General features: G+C 39.7%; 17 protein-coding genes. 13 read left to right on the forward strand and 4 right to left on the reverse strand.

Translation table 11 applies throughout. The features are described 5' to 3' along the window. Positions 1-62 precede the first annotated feature (62 nt). The gene (tnpB, locus tag DW915_RS04255) at positions 63-407 is read right to left on the reverse strand and encodes an IS66 family insertion sequence element accessory protein TnpB (RefSeq protein ID WP_009246070.1); all 345 of its coding nucleotides are present in this window, start codon (positions 405-407) and stop codon (positions 63-65) included. Then, positions 401-814 carry an IS66 family insertion sequence element accessory protein TnpA gene (gene tnpA / locus DW915_RS04260; RefSeq protein ID WP_199676773.1) on the reverse strand — a complete coding sequence of 138 codons (414 nt, stop codon included), beginning with the start codon at positions 812-814 and terminating at the stop codon, positions 401-403. Before tnpA ends, tnpB begins: the two co-directional genes overlap by 7 nt. Before the next feature lie 17 nt (positions 815-831). On the opposite strand from tnpA, the gene DW915_RS04270 reads away from it, so the two are divergent. The 10 genes from DW915_RS04270 (at position 832) to DW915_RS04315 (ending at position 14,313) form a co-directional block, all read left to right on the forward strand. Continuing rightward, positions 832-1,914: an AAA family ATPase gene (locus DW915_RS04270; protein WP_243033782.1), complete on the forward strand. Its 1,083-nt coding sequence runs from the start codon at positions 832-834 to the stop codon at positions 1,912-1,914. 180 nt (positions 1,915-2,094) lie between these two features. Then, entirely contained in the window at positions 2,095-3,360 is a 1,266-nt protein-coding gene (locus tag DW915_RS04275; RefSeq protein WP_021391154.1) for a plasmid recombination protein, read from the forward strand. Positions 3,361-3,483: 123 nt separating this feature from the next. Continuing rightward, complete coding sequence (locus DW915_RS04280; protein WP_004452856.1) at positions 3,484-3,672, forward strand: transposon-encoded TnpW family protein; 189 nt, start codon at positions 3,484-3,486, stop codon at positions 3,670-3,672. Between the two features lie 115 nt (positions 3,673-3,787). Continuing rightward, complete coding sequence (locus DW915_RS04285; RefSeq protein ID WP_243033783.1) at positions 3,788-5,416, forward strand: helicase C-terminal domain-containing protein; 1,629 nt, start codon at positions 3,788-3,790, stop codon at positions 5,414-5,416. A gap of 59 nt (positions 5,417-5,475) precedes the next feature. Further along, on the forward strand, positions 5,476-10,212 hold the full coding sequence (locus tag DW915_RS04290; RefSeq protein ID WP_118741654.1) for a DUF3849 domain-containing protein: 4,737 nt from the start codon (positions 5,476-5,478) through the stop codon (positions 10,210-10,212). Then, a complete protein-coding gene (locus DW915_RS04295) occupies positions 10,209-10,442 on the forward strand; it encodes a transposon-transfer assisting family protein (protein ID WP_117597317.1) in 234 nt (77 codons plus the stop codon). Before DW915_RS04290 ends, DW915_RS04295 begins: the two co-directional genes overlap by 4 nt. Then, positions 10,439-11,290: a YodL domain-containing protein gene (locus DW915_RS04300; RefSeq protein ID WP_118741655.1), complete on the forward strand. Its 852-nt coding sequence runs from the start codon at positions 10,439-10,441 to the stop codon at positions 11,288-11,290. Before DW915_RS04295 ends, DW915_RS04300 begins: the two co-directional genes overlap by 4 nt. A 92-nt stretch (positions 11,291-11,382) precedes the next feature. Beyond that, positions 11,383-12,357: an SMEK domain-containing protein gene (locus DW915_RS04305; RefSeq protein ID WP_117844649.1), complete on the forward strand. Its 975-nt coding sequence runs from the start codon at positions 11,383-11,385 to the stop codon at positions 12,355-12,357. Continuing rightward, entirely contained in the window at positions 12,341-12,571 is a 231-nt protein-coding gene (locus DW915_RS04310; RefSeq protein WP_117844647.1) for an ABC-three component system middle component 6, read from the forward strand. The genes DW915_RS04305 and DW915_RS04310 overlap by 17 nt, the downstream gene beginning before the upstream one ends. Next, positions 12,556-14,313, forward strand: coding sequence for a DUF2326 domain-containing protein (locus tag DW915_RS04315; RefSeq protein ID WP_117844645.1), 1,758 nt, complete (start codon positions 12,556-12,558; stop codon positions 14,311-14,313). The genes DW915_RS04310 and DW915_RS04315 overlap by 16 nt, the downstream gene beginning before the upstream one ends. Positions 14,314-14,406: 93 nt before the next feature. Here DW915_RS04315 and DW915_RS04320 read toward each other — a convergent pair whose 3' ends face one another. Both DW915_RS04320 and DW915_RS04325 read right to left on the reverse strand, forming a co-directional pair. Continuing rightward, a complete protein-coding gene (locus DW915_RS04320; protein ID WP_117844643.1) occupies positions 14,407-16,068 on the reverse strand; it encodes a relaxase/mobilization nuclease domain-containing protein in 1,662 nt (553 codons plus the stop codon). After that, entirely contained in the window at positions 16,040-16,432 is a 393-nt protein-coding gene (locus DW915_RS04325) for a plasmid mobilization protein (protein WP_117844641.1), read from the reverse strand. The genes DW915_RS04320 and DW915_RS04325 overlap by 29 nt, the downstream gene beginning before the upstream one ends. Before the next feature lie 354 nt (positions 16,433-16,786). Here DW915_RS04325 and DW915_RS04330 point away from each other — a divergent pair, with 354 nt between their 5' ends. From DW915_RS04330 to DW915_RS16310, 3 genes are all read left to right on the forward strand, one after another. Further along, complete coding sequence (locus DW915_RS04330) at positions 16,787-17,374, forward strand: ABC transporter permease (RefSeq protein WP_243009890.1); 588 nt, start codon at positions 16,787-16,789, stop codon at positions 17,372-17,374. A 144-nt stretch (positions 17,375-17,518) separates the two neighbouring features. Further along, on the forward strand, positions 17,519-17,761 hold the full coding sequence (locus tag DW915_RS16305) for a hypothetical protein (RefSeq protein ID WP_330422669.1): 243 nt from the start codon (positions 17,519-17,521) through the stop codon (positions 17,759-17,761). Beyond that, entirely contained in the window at positions 17,762-17,932 is a 171-nt protein-coding gene (locus DW915_RS16310) for a winged helix-turn-helix domain-containing protein (protein ID WP_330422673.1), read from the forward strand. The last annotated feature ends 169 nt before the right edge of the window (positions 17,933-18,101 follow it).

An 18,101-nucleotide genomic window follows, 5' to 3' on the forward strand; every position in this document is an offset into this window, starting at 1 on the left:
CCCCAGCATTTACAAGGGATTTCAGACATGATACAGGGTGAGAAGCCCCTCCGTTTACGCGATCATTCCGTAGGTTTGAATGCCTTGGGTTGTTCGATTTCAAGCCCGGACATGAGCCAGTCGAATTGCTGCCAGGTCAATTGTTTTACTTCCAGCTGATTTCTGGGCCAGCGAAACCTGCCCTGAACTTCCATACGTTTATACAGCAGCACAAATCCGTCAGATTCCCAGAGCAAAGCTTTGATCCTGTCACAACGTTTTCCACAGAAAAGATACAGGGCACTTCGCCTTGGATCCATATGGAGTTGATCCTCTACAATAGCACACAGCCCGTCAATGGATTTCCGCATATCCGTTCTGCCTGTTACGATATAGATTTCATCGGCGGCTGTGATATCCCCTAACATTCCAGCTCCTTCACAATTCGAAGCGTTTGAGCCAGAAGCTGAGGATCTGTTCCATTTGGTATTGTTAGATGAAAGCTGCCTACAGACAGCTTCATTGACTCTGCTACAGAAAAGTTATTCCTTTCCGTAGCTGCCGGAATTACATTTAATGGCTGTTCATAAGGAATCGGGTCAGTATCATGAAACTCCACTCTGACAACTTCCTGGCCTTCTGGTGCGCGATAGGTGCGTCCAGTTGACGCCGGCAAATCCACACAACCTTTCTGACGCAGTCTTTTTACCCAGTTGTAAAAAGTTCCTGGCTTGATATCATGTTCCACACACCATTGATGATCTGTCAATCCACTTTGACGGCATTCCATGATGAGACGGTATTGTTCTTCGACAGGTATTCTTTTGCTTTTCATGAGCACACCTCCATAACTTGAATAGAGTAAAATGCTCGCATCTATCATTTCTAGCAAGAAAAGATGAAGTAAAATGCTTGCATTCTCTATTGATTATTATGGGATATTTTTTAGGGCAACACAATCCGTCGAATTATTTTGCACTTACGAAAGAAGTGAAATGGCTGTGGTATCCGTATATTCCGTTCGGCAAGGTTACGCTGTTGCAGGGCGATCCGGGCGATGGAAAAAGCAAGTTAATGCTTTCCATTGCCGCCCTACTCTCTAAGGGCGAACCTCTGCCCTTTACTGAAACGGAAGAAACCGAGCCTATGACTATCATCTATCAGACAACGGAAGATGACGCAGACGATACGGTAGTACCCCGATTTAATTCAGCCGGTGGGAATGGAGAAAATCTTATCTTCATCAAGGAAGATGAAAAGTCTTTATCCTTTGGGGATAACCGTATTGCTGAAGCAATCGAAAGGTATCACGCAAAACTTTTAATTCTTGACCCGATGAGTTCCTATATCGGAGAGAACTGTTCAATGAACAATGCCAACGAAACACGAGCAGAGTTTAATCATCTGATTGCGGTTGCGAAGAATACTGGCTGTGCAATCGTGATTATCGCTCATATGAACAAGATGAGAGATACCAATCCACTTTATCGTACCAATGGTTCTATTGATATTGCGGGTGCTGCAAGAAGTATTCTTGCAATCACACGCACACCGAACAAAGAAGCACCAGCGGAAAGATATATGGTGCAAGTGAAATCCAACCTTGCCCCGACAGGCTCTGCAATTCTCTTTGAGGTTGCAGAAAAAGGAGTGGACTTTATCTCTGAAATGGAAATGACAGCAGAAGAAGCGTTCCAATCCCTTGCCCCTAAAATGGGCAGACCGAACGATAAGGAAATCAAGGCAAAAGAATTTCTTTTGGAAATGCTGAAAGACGGAGAAATGCTTTCTTCGGATTGCGAAGAAAGACTTGAAGCCGCAGGGTTCAAGAAATCGACCATCAAAAAGGCAAAGAAGAAAGCAGGAGTTATCTCCAAAAAGAAAGGCTTTCTGTGGTACTGGTCTTTGCCGATGGGCGATATACCGAGAGAATAATGCAGGCTGTCTGATGAGTGGACAGTCTGTTTTTATGATTGAGGTATCATAAGGAGGTCAAGGGGGAACTCCCTTGCCCACGACATCTTTGCAGACGAAGTCTGAAAGTGTCATAGTGGGTTACACACATTCAAAGAATGTTGTGTAATGGCTTCGCCCCTGTCTGGAAAGGAGAGTAAAATGGCAAAAACCAACAAGGCAGATATGAGTTGTGCAAGGGTAAAACAGTACACCGCTTCTGATGTGAGCAAGGCGGAAAGGCACAACGAACGCAAGAATGAAACCTATGAAAATATGAATGTAATTGTGGAACGAATACCCTTTAATGTGCATTTCAAAAAACCGACTGCCCCGACCTATATGGAACAGTTAAAGCAGATGGAAACAGACGGGCAGGTGTCGCTTCGTGGGTTAAGGAAAGACGCAACACTCTTTAATGAGATTGTGATTGATGTGAACACGATGTACTTCGAGCGTAACGGTGGTTATGAATACGCAAAGCAGTTTTATGAAGAAGCCTATCATTTCATCGAAGAAAAATTCGGTGCTGACAATGTTATATCGGCAGTAATGCACGCTGATGAAATCAATGTAGCGGCAACCGAAGAACTTGGAAAAGAGGTTTACCACTATCATCTTCACGCTATGGTTCTGCCTGTGGTGGAGAAAGAAATCTTATGGAGTAAGCGTTGCAAAGACCCCGAACTGCGAGGAACGGTCAAGGCGGTTGTTAATCAGATAAGCCATTCAAAGAAATGGAAATCGGATATTCCGCTGACCGATGAAAAAGGAAATCCATTGCTAAGAAAGAACGGGAAACCGATGTTCCGAGCTTCGTACAGCATACTGCAAGATGAGTTGTTTCACTATATGACGGAACAAGGGTTCAAAGGCTTTCAGCGTGGCGAATACGGAAGTACGGCAGAGCATTTGACTTCCCTGCAATATCAAATCAAACAGGATAAAGAGCGATTGGAGAAGTTGCAGAAGCGTATTCAAAAGGAACAGGTTAAGTATGAGCCTGCCCGTCATATTTCCAAAACCTTAAACGAGATTGACAGTATGGGGCAGAAAACAATCACAGGTAAAATGGCAATCTCCAAAGAGGATTATTCTGAGCTGACTTCCCTTGCCAAAGAGGGCATTACCAGTCGTGCGGAAATCAATAAATTGGAGCAGAGTGCAAATTATTACCGACAGAAATATTTTGACAGTGCAAATGCACTGGAAAGAATGAAAACCAAATACAACGAACTGAAAGAAAAGTGCAGACCTTTTCTTGAAGCGTTGGAGCATTTCCCCGAAGTTGCTAAACTTTTTACCGAAAAAGTGAAGCAACTTTTTTCTTTTAAGGAAGCACAGGAACGAGCCGAAAAAGAAGCAAGGGAAAAAGAAAGACAGGAGCGTATCAAGGCACGAAGAAACAAGCGTGGTATGGAAAGATAACCATTTCCATTGTACTTGCAACTTAATGACTTCTTGATATGTTCAGATGAAACAGGCTGTATTTGTGGGGTGTTCTAAACGGAATGCCCCACAGTCAATTTATGAAAAGGAGAAACGGACGATATGAAAGAAAACACTTTATCTTATACAACACGAATAGGTAAAACCACTTTTATTGTAAATGTGAAGCAATCGGAAAGTGCGAAGAAGCCTTTGAATACGGTGTTTCAAGAAATATGCAGACACGAGATGTTGGGAGATTTTTCAGCGGATAAATATTTGAATTTAGAAAACTTACAAAAATCATCTTGACAAACTCGTTCCCGAAGGGACGGGCTATCGTGCAAAAACACGATTTGCCCGTTTCTTTAATCTTCCGGAACTGATCTCTATATTTAAGGAAACAGCAGATATTCAGACTGCGGACATGTTGAATCTTCCTGTACCGGAAGCAGAATATATCAACGAAGTGTTAAAGCCGAGTGAGGAACAGAAAGAAATGGTGGAAGCCTTTTCGGAACGTGCAGAACAGGTTCGTGGCGGTGCGGTAGATCCAAGGGTAGATAACATGCTCAAGATTACTAACGATGGAAGAAAATGTGCATTAGACCAGAGGCTTTTAAATGATATGCTGCCAGATGCAGGGGAAAGTAAGGTAAATGCCTGCGTAGAGAATGCTTTCCAGGTATGGGAGGACGGAAAAGATACACAGGCTACCCAGTTGATCTTCTGTGACCTCAGCACACCGAAAACTGACGGAACATTCAACGTGTATGATGATGTGAGAAACAAGCTGGTGGAACGGGGAATCCCGAAAGACCAGATCGCATTTATCCATGAGTATAATACGGAGGTAAAAAAGGCAGAACTGTTTGCAAAGGTGCGGGCCGGGCAGGTAAGAATCCTGATGGGTTCCACTCCGAAACTCGGTGCTGGTACCAACGTCCAGGACAGGCTACTTGCACTGCATCATCTGGACTGCCCTTGGAAACCGTCTGACCTGGAACAGCAGGAGGGACGTATTCTCAGGCAGGGAAACCAGAATGATAAGGTAAAAATCTTCCGGTATGTAACGGAAAATACGTTCGATTCGTACATGTGGCAGATTCTGGAAAACAAGCAGAAGTTTATTTCGCAGATCATGACCAGTAAATCCCCGGTTCGTGCCTGTGAAGATGTAGATGATACAGCCCTGTCCTATGCAGAGATTAAAGCCCTGGCAACAGGAAACGAATACATCAAGGAAAAAATGGATTTGGATGTGCAGGTAAGTAAGCTGAAGCTTCTGAAAGCAAACCACACCAGTCAGATTTATCGTCTGGAATCGGATATTGCAAAGCGGTATCCGGTACAGATCACAGCATTAAAAGAGAAGATTGCCGGTATGCGTGTGGATGCAGATGTAGTAAAAGGAATAGATTTACAGGATAATGACCACTTTGCAATGACAGTCAGTGGAAAGCTGTATACCGATAAAAAAGAAGCGGGAGTTGCACTGATTTCAGCAGCATCCAGTCTGAGGTCTGTAAAATCAGCCGGACAGATCGGGGAATATCATGGTTTTGCTCTTTCTTCAGAACACAATTTCCTGTCGAATACCTATACCATGACGATCAAGGGAAAATGCTCTTATAAGATTGAGTTCGGAAAGGATACTCTGGGCAATATCCAGAGGATTCATAATGCACTTTCTGCAATCGAGAAAAAGCTGGCAGATACCGAGCAGAATCTGGAAACGGTACAACAACAGTTAAAGACAGCACAGGAAGAGGTGCAGAAGCCATTCACCAAAGAAGCGGAACTGAGTGAAAAAATGGAACGTCTGGCAGAATTAAATGCCATGCTCAACATGGATGAGAAAGGTGGAGAGAATCTTCTGGCAGATGAGGGAATCGGGGAAAACCCGGAAGTAAACGTGTCAGAGGAACGGCAGGACAGAATCGCAGATAGTGTTCATAAAACATCTATTCTGGAAAGGATTAAAGAACAGAAACAGCAGGAGCAGACAGGCGAAACACATCAGAAACCAAAAAAGAAACACGAACAGGAGTTATAAAGGGTATCCCGTCAGAGTAACCAGAGCTTTGGCGGGATTTTTCTATGGAGGATTTGATTATGGCAAACAGAGAAGAACAGTTAAAGCAGATTACAGAGCAGTTGGAACAGGGCGTTGCGGAAATATTCACATCAGAAAAATATACGGAATATCTGAACACAATGGCAAAGTTCCATAATTACAGTTTTAATAATACCCTGCTGATCGCCATGCAGAAACCGGAAGCGACACTGGTAGCCGGGTATCAGGCATGGCAGAAGAAATTTAACCGACAGGTAAAAAGAGGAGAAAAAGGCATCCAGATTATTGCCCCGGCTCCGTTTAAAGAGAAACAGGAGATTGAAAAAACAGATCCGGAAACAGGTGAGATTGTGATCGGGGAAGATGGACAGCCGGAAACAGAAGTGGTAGAGCGTGTCATTACAAAATTCCGGGTTACGACAGTATTTGATGTCCGCCAGACCACAGGAGAACCAATTCCAGAGTTTGAGGTATCAGAACTGGAGGGGGATGTTCTGATTTACCATGATTTTATGGAAGCACTGAAAACGGTTGCCCCAGTTCCCATCCGTTTTATTGAAATTGACGGGGAAGCGAAAGGCTTTTATCAGATTGTAGATAAATATATTGCTGTTCAGCCTGGTATGAGTGAGGCACAGACCATGAAAACTGCGGTGCATGAAACCGCACATGCAGTATTGCATGATCGTGACCAGATGGAAGCAGAGGGCGTCGTAAAAGACCAGCTTACAAAAGAAGTGGAAGCAGAAAGTGTTGCTTATGTGGTATGTAATCATTTTGGACTGGACACATCGGAGTATTCCTTTTCCTATATTGCGAGTTGGTCTTCTGGTAAAAATATGAAAGAACTTCGTGCTTCCATGGACACCGTCCGTAAGACATCTGCTGAACTGATCGGGCAGATTGAAGAAAAGGTAAAAGAACTTCAGGCAGAAAGATCGGAACAGGAGGCAACTGTTGGGGAGCAGACAGAAGAACTGAGTGCCATGCAGTATGCGGAGCAGACGATTAACCGTCTGGAACAGGAACGGACGGTTTTCAGCAATGACCAGAGAAATCTTATCGTAAATTTTGCTTATAAACTGGATGACAGGGATGCAACGGAAAAACTGGCAGAGAATCTTGCAGAGGCTATTCTGAATGGGAACAGAGAAGAGGTAATAAAACTGCTCGGAGAAGCAGAGGAACAGATTGACAGTCTGCCAGATTCGATGATCGGGTTATCTGAATTACATGAAGCTGGATTTTATTCGGAAAGTATGCTTCCGCTTACCAGAGAACGGGCAGTGGAACTGTACCATGATGGGGTAACGGTTTACGGATTGATCGGAGCAGTGGGAGTCCAGGAGCAGTCACAGAGGGTTATGGATCTGGAACTGGATATTTTACAGCATGACGGGTTATTCGGAGTGACGAAATTTGAATGGGAAAATTACCGGAGAAGTCAGGAAACGGTTATGACACCGGAAGAAAAAGCAAAGATCAAAGAAACACTTCTTCTGGAAAGTGATGGAAACCGCTATGGTATTTATCAGATCAACAGTGACCAGGAAGAAAGAGGGTATCAGTTTTTAAGTCTGGAAGCAGCAAAGGAAATGGGATTCACCGTAGATGGTAAAGACTATCAGATGGTTTACAGTGAAAGACTGAGAGATGCTACGACACTGGACAACCTCTTTGAGCGTTTTAATGTAGAACGTCCAAACGATTTTACCGGGCATTCCATGTCAGTCAGTGATGTGATCATTATGAACCGGGGCGGCAGATTAACCGCATACTATGTGGATTCCTTTGGTTTTGCAGAATTGCCGGACTTTGTGGCACAGAGAGTTGAAATATTAAATACCAATCCGGTAAAAGCATATCCGGAAGTTTATATGGGAACTTTGGAAAAGGCTATGCAGGAGAGAAATGTAGATGCTTACCTGGATTCCAGAAAACTGAATATTGACTGCAAAAATGCAATCGAACAGGCAATCGCAGAAAAATTTGATGGCATGAGTCTGAACCCGGATACTGCAACAGGTGTGATTGAAAAATATGGAGAGGAACGTGTTGCCTTTGTTCTGGCAAATACGTTAAAGCAGCTTTCCTATGATGGAAGATTTTCTGATGGCAATAAACGGTGGGCAGATGGCATTGATATTCCAGAAAATATTAGCCGGGGAATGGATCTGAACAGGGACTATATTGTGAGCAGTCATCCTGCAGTATTGAATGGCTTCATTGATATGGCGAGAAACGAAATCCGTACCCGGAAACTGGAAGAGGTGCTTGGTGTGAAAAATCAGCATATCACTGAAAATACAAGAGGGTATGAAGCAGACGGACATACAGGCACCTGGTATGCAGTGGATATGAAAACGTATCATGGGGAGCGATTCTTCCAGATGCGAAGTGAGGAATACGGTCAGGAAGTGGCAGATATTATTGTTTCAGAGAATGGAACACTGGTGGCAGAGGACATCTGGCATGGATTTGATGAAGGAGCCAGGGAAGCTATTTCAGAATATCTGGAAGAAAATGGTGCAACAGTATATGACTTGATGAATATTCCAGACCAGGCAACAGTTATCTTAGCAGATGGGACGGTTATGAAAATAACGGAACAGCAGACGATCAGTACAGATACATGGGAACCGACACTGACCGGACAGAATCAGCAGGGGGAAGAACAGAAATTTAGTTTCTTCGAGATACATAAAGTCAGAGAAAATAATGGCATTGACCTGAAAATGCCAGAAAATCATTATATTGACCAATATTATGTGATCGAAGATCTGGCAGCAAAAGGTGGAATGAAGATTGAACGATATAAGGATCTTGGAGCTGCCCTTGGAGCATATTACTCTCTGCCAAACCATAAAATGAAAGCTCTTGGAATTGAAAATACGGCACCGCTGAGAGGCAGTCTTGATTTTATCCAGTGCAAAAATGGAATAGATACATTGATTTATGATTGCCAGGAAGTGGAAGGATGGCTGAATCCGCAGATATACACTACCTTTAAGGACATACGAAATAGTCTGGCAGGACATGATACAGAGATTGCATACCAGATTGGAGAACAGTATTTTACAATCCAGACAGTAGAAGATGGGTATGATTATACGTTCTATGATAAGGATTACTTGGAAATGGATGGCGGTGTCTACGATAATCCGAATATTTCTATTTCAGAAGCAATCGAGAACATTTTAGAGGAAGAAGGATTGTTCATAGAAGATGCAAATGTGATGGATTATGAAGAAATGTATGCAGAAATTGAATATGCAGAAGAAGAGAGACTGGAGAAGATACAGTTTGAACGTAATTGTCCAAAGGCTTTTTTTGATGGTTATGACAGGGAAGCGGCATTAAAAAATTATGAGGGAATAACCGTACAATTTAAAATGTCTGGTATGTATTTAACAGTGCAGCCGACTGAGGAAGGCTATAAATATCTGGTTTATGATCAGGAACTTCATGAAATTTCAGGAGATGCCTGTGGAAATCCAGAAGATTCTATTCAGAAAGCAATGTATGCCAGTCTAAAAAATGAAGGATTGGAAGATGTTGAATGTGTAAAAGTTGATGACAGGGAGTTTCGGGATAAGGTAATCAGTCATTCTAAAGAGGTGTTGGCCAGTGGAGATGTTCGATTCACTTCAGAACTTGGCAGATGTGAAACAGCATTGAATGGGATGGGCAGGGCAGAAATTGAATATGAAGTTTTATTTCATGCAAGAGCTGTGCTGGAAGAAATGGGACTGGAAAATGAAGTTACATTGATTGGGGCGAGAGTACATGGTTCCAGAAGCAGAGATGACCTGTATCGTGCAGATTCTGATCTTGATGTGGTGCTTTCTTATCGAGGAAATATTCGGGAGGATAGTTTTTTTAATGAATTGAATTCGTATGGTATGGCAATAGCAGGCATTAAAGTAGACATTAACCCGATCTTAGAAGAAAGAATTACTCTGTCAGAGTATATAAAGGAATCGGAAGCCTATCTTGATCAGCAGGAAATCAAGAAACTTGCAGTGGACTTGGATAATTTTAGTTATGAGTATGATACTTATGAATATAAGGATACCGTTGAAAATAGGGAAGAACAGGTCGAGAAAATCACAGAGGATATTTTGAACAAGGATACAGCAGGCTTAAAAGACTGGCTGACTGAGGTGTCGGAAGAATCGGATATAGACAGTGATGTAGTCACAGCCCGGTCATTACTTTCACGTCTGGAAAATGCAGAAACACGCTCTGTTTTTACCAGACAGCCAGAGCAGGAACAGCCAGAAGCCACGATCACTTTTTATGTTGCGGAGTGTATGGAATTTCCTGTTATGGGTGAGTATCATGAGAACCTTACCTTGGAAGAAGCACTACGCATTTATGAAACAATTCCTGCAGATCGCATGAATGGAATAAAAGGTGTTGGATTTGAATTGCATGATGGGAGTGATTATGATGGACCGTATGATCTTATGCGACTGGGAAAAGTTGACCGGGAAGGTGTGGAGATGATCCGACATTATAAGGAAAGTCCATTAGTTCAAAAAGCAATGGACGATGTGGAAAAATATTTTGCTCAGAAGCAGGAGCTTACAAAAAGAACAGAGCAGGCAGTTGGAGATAAGCCTGTACAGAAAGAAAATGGTTCACAGCCAAAGAGCAGAAAAGAATCAGTTCTTCAGGCACTCAGAGAGCGTCAGGCGAAAATAAAAGAGCAGGAACAGAATGCAGCAAAAGAAAAATCCAGAACACATAAGAAGGGAGAGGTGTCATTATGATGGTAAGATTTGAGGAAGATGAATATACCGCTTTGGCAATTTTTGATGCAGGAAACAGGGTACAGACAATGGAAGCGATGGATGAGATTTTTTCCTATCTGGACGAAGATATGAAGCTGCTGATTTTTACAACGATTCAGAAACTCTACTATCTTAGTGATGAGGGATATGAAGAACTGCAGAAAACGGTAGAAATTTATAAAGCAGATTTGGAGGTGGATGGAGAATGAGTACAAGTCAGTTTGCAGTTTACCAGTTAAAAAGAAAGCCGGAATTGAGAAATCTTCTTTTCCGGATGTATGAAGAACTTGCACAGGAGCAGATCCCTGTGCAGGTGGCAAATTATGAACAGGTGTATCTTGGAACAATGAAATCGGGAGAAACACCAGAACAGATAAAAAAGGAGCTGGAGAAGAAACAGCCACATAATTATAAAGGTCATGCAGTCAGTACCAGTGATGTGCTGATCCTTAATGATAATGGTGTCACGACCACTTATTATGTAAATAAAGATACTTTTATAGAAATTCCAGATTTTATGAAAGTTACATCTTCAGAAAACGGTGGACTTACAAAAGATACAGTTGGATATGAAATAGAGGGAAAAGACGGGACATGGGAAGTAGTAGATTACCTGCTGGTAGAAGGAAAAAATTATTTTCTTATGGAACATGAGCAGTATGGAAAAGATGTTGCGTATGTAGTATTAGATCAGAAAGGCAATGTGCTTGTAGACAGTACCTACAATGGATTTGATGATGTAGTAAAACAGAAGATTCTTGATTCTCTGCACCCGCCAGTACAGGAGCAGTCCGGAAATAGTAAACCGAAACTGGATAACTGGCAGAAATATATGGAGAATGGGGAATACCTGCGAAGTGCGGAGATCACAGAAGAAGCAAATTACAATATGATTGACGGACTTAAAAATAATGCAGCACCGAAAGATAAAAAGCCCCGTCCAAAAGAATCTGTCCTTGCAAAACTGAATGAGAAAAAGGAAGAAGTCGCAAGGCGCGGCGGACAGAAAGCTATGCAGCAGGTAATGGGACAAGATATGGAACGCAAGAAAAGGTAAGTATATATCACAATTTTCAGAAAAAATCAATAGTCATATAGAAAAAAATATGTTAAAATGAAGCGAGCAACAAATGAGGAGAGTGGAGAAGCATGATGAATAAAGAGGTTTATTTAAAAAATATAGCTGAAAATTTAGCATTATTAAGTCGGGAAGTATCTATATTAAACGCAGTAAATCTCTATGACATTAACATCATTGCAGAAGACTTCTTTCCTGGGCTGTTGAATCTTATCTATGGTTATGAATTAAAAAATGCAAATCATTTGGAAAAAAACGCTCCGGCAATTGACTTAATTGATCAGAAGAATAGGATAGCAGTTCAAGTTACATCAGACAATAGTAGCACAAAAATCAAACATACGATAGAGGAATTTAATAAAAGTCAAGCGTATCATTTATACGACAGATTGGTTGTGCTAATTTTGACGCAGAAGAAAAAATATTCTTCTAATTTTGATACACAGGGGCTGTTTTCTTTTGAAAAGGCAAGAGATATTTGGGATGTTGAAAAGTTAATAAAAGATATTCGTGAATTAGAGACAGCGCAAATAAAAAATGTTAGTGATTATCTGTCAGAAGAATTATATAACAAATATTATTCTGTGAGAGAAACTCAGGCGGGAGAAGTGGATACAATCATAGATTTGATAGAGTATATTTCACAACATAGAAAAGTAAACAAGGATCGTGAAACAACGGTAGATCCAGAGTATAAGATATATAAAAGATTTAAGAATTTTGCAGATAAATTAATTACGGAGTATACGACGCTTTATACAATTTATGGAGAGGCGTTGAATATTGTGAATGAAACGCTTGGAATAGATGAAGCTCAGGACATTATTATTATGTTCTATCTGCAAGATATTAGCGTACAATTTTTGGAAGAGGAACATGATAACCCGATTGCTGCTTTAAACAAATTAGTTACATATTTTGAAGAAAAATTAAGTATTAATGGGAAAAAATATGACCGTTCTGCGATAAAATTTTATCTTGTTAATGAAATGATTAAATGTAGGGTATTTCCAAACGAAAGGAGTGAGTATGATGCTGGCAAGTAGCAATGCACTAAAATCTTCTGCAATGTATATTGGTTATCTCATACTCAAAGAGATACAAAAGCGAGATACAGAAAAGGTTTCAATATATGATGTATCAAAAGCATTAAAAAAAGCAGGAATCACAAGTAGCAGGCAATTGATTTTAGGACTTTCTTTTTTATATTCTGTTAATATTATTGAGTTTGAGGAGGCGAATATATGGGTAAAGAAATAAATCGTATTCGTCTCAATCGACTTTATTCGGAAAATAATATTTTTGAAGAAATTATTTTTCATGATGGAGTTAATATTATATTAGGTGAGAAGTATGATGACAGATCTGTAAAAGGACGAAAAACAAATGGTGTTGGAAAATCCATGAGTATTGAATTTTTGGATTTTTGTTTTCTGAATGATTATGATAAATCCAGAATTGTAAAAATACCAAAAGAAGTTTTCCCAGTAGAAGAAAATGTAATCTTGGATTTAGACATAGGACTAGAAGCAGTTACCATAAAAAGAAATCGTAAACAAGCAGATAAACCTATAATTATCAGGGAGGGAAAAACAGTTTCCTTTGATAAAATTCAGGATGCAAGAGATTATCTAACTGGAATTATTTTTTCAAAGTTAAATGGTAAAAAAGTGCCTAGTTTTAGAAATCTTTTTTCAATTTTGATGAGGGATGAACGCTCTGAGTTTACAGATATTATAAAATGTCATGACTTGACAAAAAAGATTCCAGATGATTTAAGTGCTCATTTATATTTGTTAGGTTTTTCTTTAGAAGCATATAAGAATACAATTGAAACCATCAAGGAAATTGAGGCGGTTAGCACTGTCCTTACGAAAGAAAAAAAAGAACTGACGCAAGACGGAAAAAAGAAAATTTCAGATGTCAGAGCAGAGCTTAATGCGTTGGAAGATGAATTGCAAAAATTGGAGGATGCGATTGAGAGCTTTAAAACGAACGAGAGCTTTGATGCTATGGAAGCGGATTTAATTGAATTGGAGGATTTACTGGATCAATTAAGAAAACGGCAAAAGGCTTTGCGCTATGATTATGAAAAAATTAGAAAAATGCCAAAACCGGAACAAATTGATGACAGAGAAATTGAATTGGTCTACAATCAGTTTAAGAGTGAACTAGGAAATGCTATAGTAAAATCTCTGAATGAAGTGGTAGGGTTTAAGAATAAAATAGAAGAATTTCAAAGAATGCTAGTGAATCAAAAAGCAAAAGAATTGGAGGCTCAGTTAAAAAATATTGCGGAACAAATTCGGATATTGGATGATGAATATTCAGAAAAGCTGAAGATAATTGATAAAAAGGGAATTCTTAAAAATTTAAAGGTAAGTTTAAAAATTTACGAAGCAAAGAAAGAAGCCACTTCACATACAAAGTTTTTGTTTGAACAATACGAAAAGAACGAGAAAAAGAAAAGAATGCTAAACTTACAGAAAACGCAGCAACTCATGGAAATCGATAATGAGATTGAACAGAATAAAAAAATTATCGATGATTTTACTGATACTATTTTGCAAATTCATGAATTTATTATGGGAAATAAGGAATGTTCGTTTAGTATCCAGACAATTGACAAAGCTCGCAGAAAAACACCAGTTGAATTGACTCTTCGTATTTATGATGATGGAAGTCATAGCGTAGATAGAACAAAGGTATTTATTTATGATATGGCATTATTATTTAATCAATATACGAGAGACAGGCATCCACTGTTTTTAGTGCATGATAATATTTTTGATGTGGATCAGGATACACTTGTCCAATGTTTGAATTATCTTTATAAACAAGAAGAACAATATCAGGATTTTCAATATATTCTTACACTGAACCGAGATAAAATTGAAAGTGAAGAGCAGAGAAAATTGATCCAAATGAATATTGATGAGCATCAAGTGGCTGTTTTTACGAAGGAAAAGAAATTTTTGAGACGAGATTATCAGGAAAAATAATAGAAGATCCGCTATATGACAGACTATAAAATCGGTCATATAGCGGATTTTTTGTAAATAGTGAAAAATAACGGGAAAATTTCATAGCACTTTTTAGCGGAAACAGGAATGTTCTTGTGATGCTTCCGGCAGAGGCTCTTGGATATGTGGGTGACTAAGAATGATATCCACATTGGAGCATACTGTACGAAGTTCTCGTTCATATTCACGCTGGGTGTTAAACTCATCCCGCTGTACTGTCTGTAATTCTGTTAAACGATTCTTTTCTTCACGCAACATTTTCAGGGTAGGAAGTTTTTTGCCCTGTGATTTTTCTTTGAGTATTCGGAGAGCAGACTCATAAAGAGTGAGTTCTGCCCTGTGATTGTCATAAAATTTTTCTTTATTTCGACTTTTTCGGTAATCGGAATAGATGGATTTATTGGCAAGGTACTGTCCGGTGTAATGAATCTGTTCATTTATATTTTTTAAAGCGTCTTCTGTGGATTTCAGAGTATTTCTGGTATCAGTGCTTTGGGCAGAGGCATTGGAAAGGGCAGTATCTAAATCTTCCTTGCTCTGGAAACCATGTTCCTGTACATAGGCAACTGTCTGAGCCATCATCTTAAGATTAGACAGCTTTACCTTTTGTGCGTATGCCTGACTTTGCTGTGCCTTGATACAGTGCAGCAAATCTGTTACAAGTCGTAAATCAGATTTTATGAAAAGGAAAGAGTATGTAGTTTCGTCAGTTTGGACAGAAGCTGACGATTTTGACTGTTCTGAAAAATCTGTAACTGGTCTGTCAGTAGAATGTGACTTTTTAGCGTGTTGTCTGTTGGAGTTCTCCTGGAATACCTGCAGAAGATGATTTTCTTCATAAAGCGTTCCGAGATTTCTTCCAGTGATGTATTTTTGACGATTAGGATGCAGGTAGCTGTATCTGCCACGACTGACTTTAAATGTGATATTATATCTATCAGACAGCAATCTGGAAAATTCTTCCTGTGATGTTGCCTGTGAAGCAACTGCATCAATCGCATCACGAAGGTATTGCTTCTCCGTTTGAAATGTTGTCTGTCTTGGAGTAAGTCCTTTCTTTTTCAGTTCTGCATTGTGTTCATCGAGATTTTTTTGACCTCTGCGTTTTGCCCAGTATTCTTTTTCAGATATTTTCTTTTCTGCGGGGTTCAGAAGATCTACCTGGTTTAGTCCATTGGAACGGCACATATCCATAACTTTTTGCTTTAAGTAGATTCTGTATCTGTCAGAAAGATGATGTTTATATCCGGCTTTTGAATCCCGGTCAAATTCCATATAGGGCTGTGGCTCTGTATCATATTTTCGCACACTGTTGATTACAATATGCACATGAATATTTCCACTGCCATTATGACCATCAGTGTGGGTGCAGACAAGAGCCTGGTGTCCGGGAAAATTCTCTCGGGCATATTCCACGCCAAGTTTCTGTGCCTGTTCTCCACTTAAACCATGTTCGTCCCTGTCCTTTGGATCGAAGCTGATAATATAATGGTGAGATTTGATTTCGTTGAAGGATTGGTTCTTGTGGAAATAAGCATTTGTTTCCTGACATTCCACTGCAAAGGTAAACGGATCGCAGTTTACGCCATCAAGGTAGTATTCTTCACGAATGATCATATGCCCATTTTCGTCAAGGACAGGTTTCTGCGTATATTCGTCATGCTGAAAAATCAGATAACGTTCAGATTCTCCATAATCTGCATTTTTACTTGCGATGTGTTTCAGTATTGCCATGAAAGTCACCAGCCATTTCCATTACCTTATATTTCATTTCGTATAAATCTCGAAGTCGCTTATTTATTTCACCACGCATTTCCTGTGAAAGAATCCCACCCTGATTAAAATATTTTGCGATCTGATTGAGGTTGCTGCCTATCTTTCCAAACTCTGCGAGTAGCTTCTTTATTTCTGGAACGTCAGTAACGATTTCGATTTTGGTATGTACCTGTCCTTTTAAAACTTGTGTTCGTACATAAGCGGCCAGAGACATATTGGTTTGTCTGGCTGCAGTTTCAATAATTGAATATTCAAGATCTGTGAATCGAATAGTAATACGATGATTACGATACTTTTCAGTTTCTTTCTTTGGTCTTGCCATCTATTTTTATCCTTTCCGATAATATCGTTGGATTCCTTATAAATTTCACAGTTCACAGTGAAAGCCAAGTAATAAAAGTTTATTACGCTGTGACCATGCGAATGGGAACCAATAGAACAATCTTTGATTGTATTGAGGGTATGGGGAGCAAAATCCCCATCAAGTTGCCTGCTGACAAAATCCGGGAACCGGGTTTCTGGCAGCCAGGGCGAAACTTGCTCTAAAAATGATTGCTTTATATATAAGCCAATTTACACAAAAAAAGGAAAAGAGTAGTTCAAATATAGAATGTTTTTTGAATAAAATTTGATTATGGAGAATAGCCCAGTCGTTCCTGGAAGCCCCTACTTCATTATGACTTATGATACAGCAAAGAAACTGACAGGAATAACAGAGCAGACGGGTATTCTGGCAGTCAAAAATTCAGACGGACATCTTGACGAAGTTTTGACCGCAGTTCAGGAGATTGCGGATGAAAATGGAAAAATAGAAGTAAATATGATTGAGCAAACGATAAAAAATATTCAGCATCAATATAGAGCTTCTATAAATGCTCTGTATATGGCCTCTGCTATTCTGTTTGTCTTTGGAAGTATCAGTCTTATGAATATGCTTATGGTTGATTTTCAGAACAGGAAACGAGAGTTTGGCCTGCTGAAGGCCGTTGGAGCAACGCAGAAGCAGCTAAAATCAATGTTAGACCGAGAGATTGGTAGTTACCTTGGTGGCTCCCTGTTGGTTTCTCTTGCATTTGGAGGACTTATCAGCATCGCAGCATGTCAACGCTTGGATGCAGTAAACCATTGTATTTCGTTGAAATTGCCGTGGCTGTTCCTCATAGCGCTTGTTGCTGTTATGGGAGGTATTTATCTGATTTTTGTAGCATATGCCAAAGTTGAATTAAAGAAAGCGGAAATTTTGCCTGCCATACGGGAAGAATAGCAGTAAATCAGCGGAGTAATTAATAAATGCTGCTTCGCTGATTTTCAACTTTATCCGATTTCTTTGAATTAAGTGGTGTAGTGTGTTTACAATCATAGAAAGGAAAGCATAAAGGAAGGTGGTGCTTTTGGGAAGTTGCTGATTTTGTCCTTTGAAGATAACGAAGAACATATTATCAACAATATTTTATCATGTTTGAATGAGGAAACAGAAGTCTTACGACAGCAGATTGTCAATAAACGAAAACTGATATTTGATGGACTTCGCATTGATGAATATAAGCGGATTGTGGTTCGGGAAGATAATGAGATTGAGTTGACTTACACAGAGTTTGAAATCTTATTGTTGTTAGCACAAAATGCCGGAATAGTATTCAGTAAGGAGTAGATATACAATCGTGTTTGGAAAGAACCTTATTTTGGCAATCATAACATTGTCATGAGCCATATTCGTAACCTACGTGAGAAAATAGAAGATGATCCAAGTAAACCAATGTACATACAGACAGTGTGGGGAGTTGGGTATCGCTTTAATAAAAATTTAAGCAGTGGTCTGTGAAAATAATCCAGATTACTGTTTATTTTTTGCTTTTTCCGCAGGAGATATTCTCAAGATACATGAAAAATTTAACTTCATAGAAAATCAGAGGAAAAAGGTATTGAGAAGTAGTGGTATAGTTGAGGCTGGTGACTCAGACAGTTATAATAATAAAATATGCTTGAGGTTG

The sequence above is a fragment of the Blautia sp. AM42-2 genome, from assembly GCF_003480245.1.
Taxonomy (GTDB): domain Bacteria; phylum Bacillota; class Clostridia; order Lachnospirales; family Lachnospiraceae; genus Fusicatenibacter; species Fusicatenibacter saccharivorans.

Coding starts and splice junctions, on each gene's coding strand:
- DW915_RS04310 (WP_117844647.1), top strand. CDS start 12,341: ATGATGCTGGCAAGTAGCAATGCACTAAAATCTTCTGCAATGTATATT.
- DW915_RS04305 (WP_117844649.1), top strand. CDS start 11,383: ATGATGAATAAAGAGGTTTATTTAAAAAATATAGCTGAAAATTTAGCA.
- DW915_RS04285 (WP_243033783.1), top strand. CDS start 3,788: ATGTTGAATCTTCCTGTACCGGAAGCAGAATATATCAACGAAGTGTTA.
- DW915_RS04275 (WP_021391154.1), top strand. CDS start 2,095: ATGGCAAAAACCAACAAGGCAGATATGAGTTGTGCAAGGGTAAAACAG.
- DW915_RS04330 (WP_243009890.1), top strand. CDS start 16,787: ATGACTTATGATACAGCAAAGAAACTGACAGGAATAACAGAGCAGACG.
- DW915_RS04325 (WP_117844641.1), bottom strand. CDS start 16,432: ATGGCAAGACCAAAGAAAGAAACTGAAAAGTATCGTAATCATCGTATT.
- DW915_RS04280 (WP_004452856.1), top strand. CDS start 3,484: ATGAAAGAAAACACTTTATCTTATACAACACGAATAGGTAAAACCACT.
- DW915_RS04290 (WP_118741654.1), top strand. CDS start 5,476: ATGGCAAACAGAGAAGAACAGTTAAAGCAGATTACAGAGCAGTTGGAA.
- tnpA (WP_199676773.1), bottom strand. CDS start 814: ATGAAAAGCAAAAGAATACCTGTCGAAGAACAATACCGTCTCATCATG.
- DW915_RS04320 (WP_117844643.1), bottom strand. CDS start 16,068: ATGGCAATACTGAAACACATCGCAAGTAAAAATGCAGATTATGGAGAA.
- DW915_RS04315 (WP_117844645.1), top strand. CDS start 12,556: ATGGGTAAAGAAATAAATCGTATTCGTCTCAATCGACTTTATTCGGAA.
- DW915_RS04300 (WP_118741655.1), top strand. CDS start 10,439: ATGAGTACAAGTCAGTTTGCAGTTTACCAGTTAAAAAGAAAGCCGGAA.
- DW915_RS04295 (WP_117597317.1), top strand. CDS start 10,209: ATGATGGTAAGATTTGAGGAAGATGAATATACCGCTTTGGCAATTTTT.
- tnpB (WP_009246070.1), bottom strand. CDS start 407: ATGTTAGGGGATATCACAGCCGCCGATGAAATCTATATCGTAACAGGC.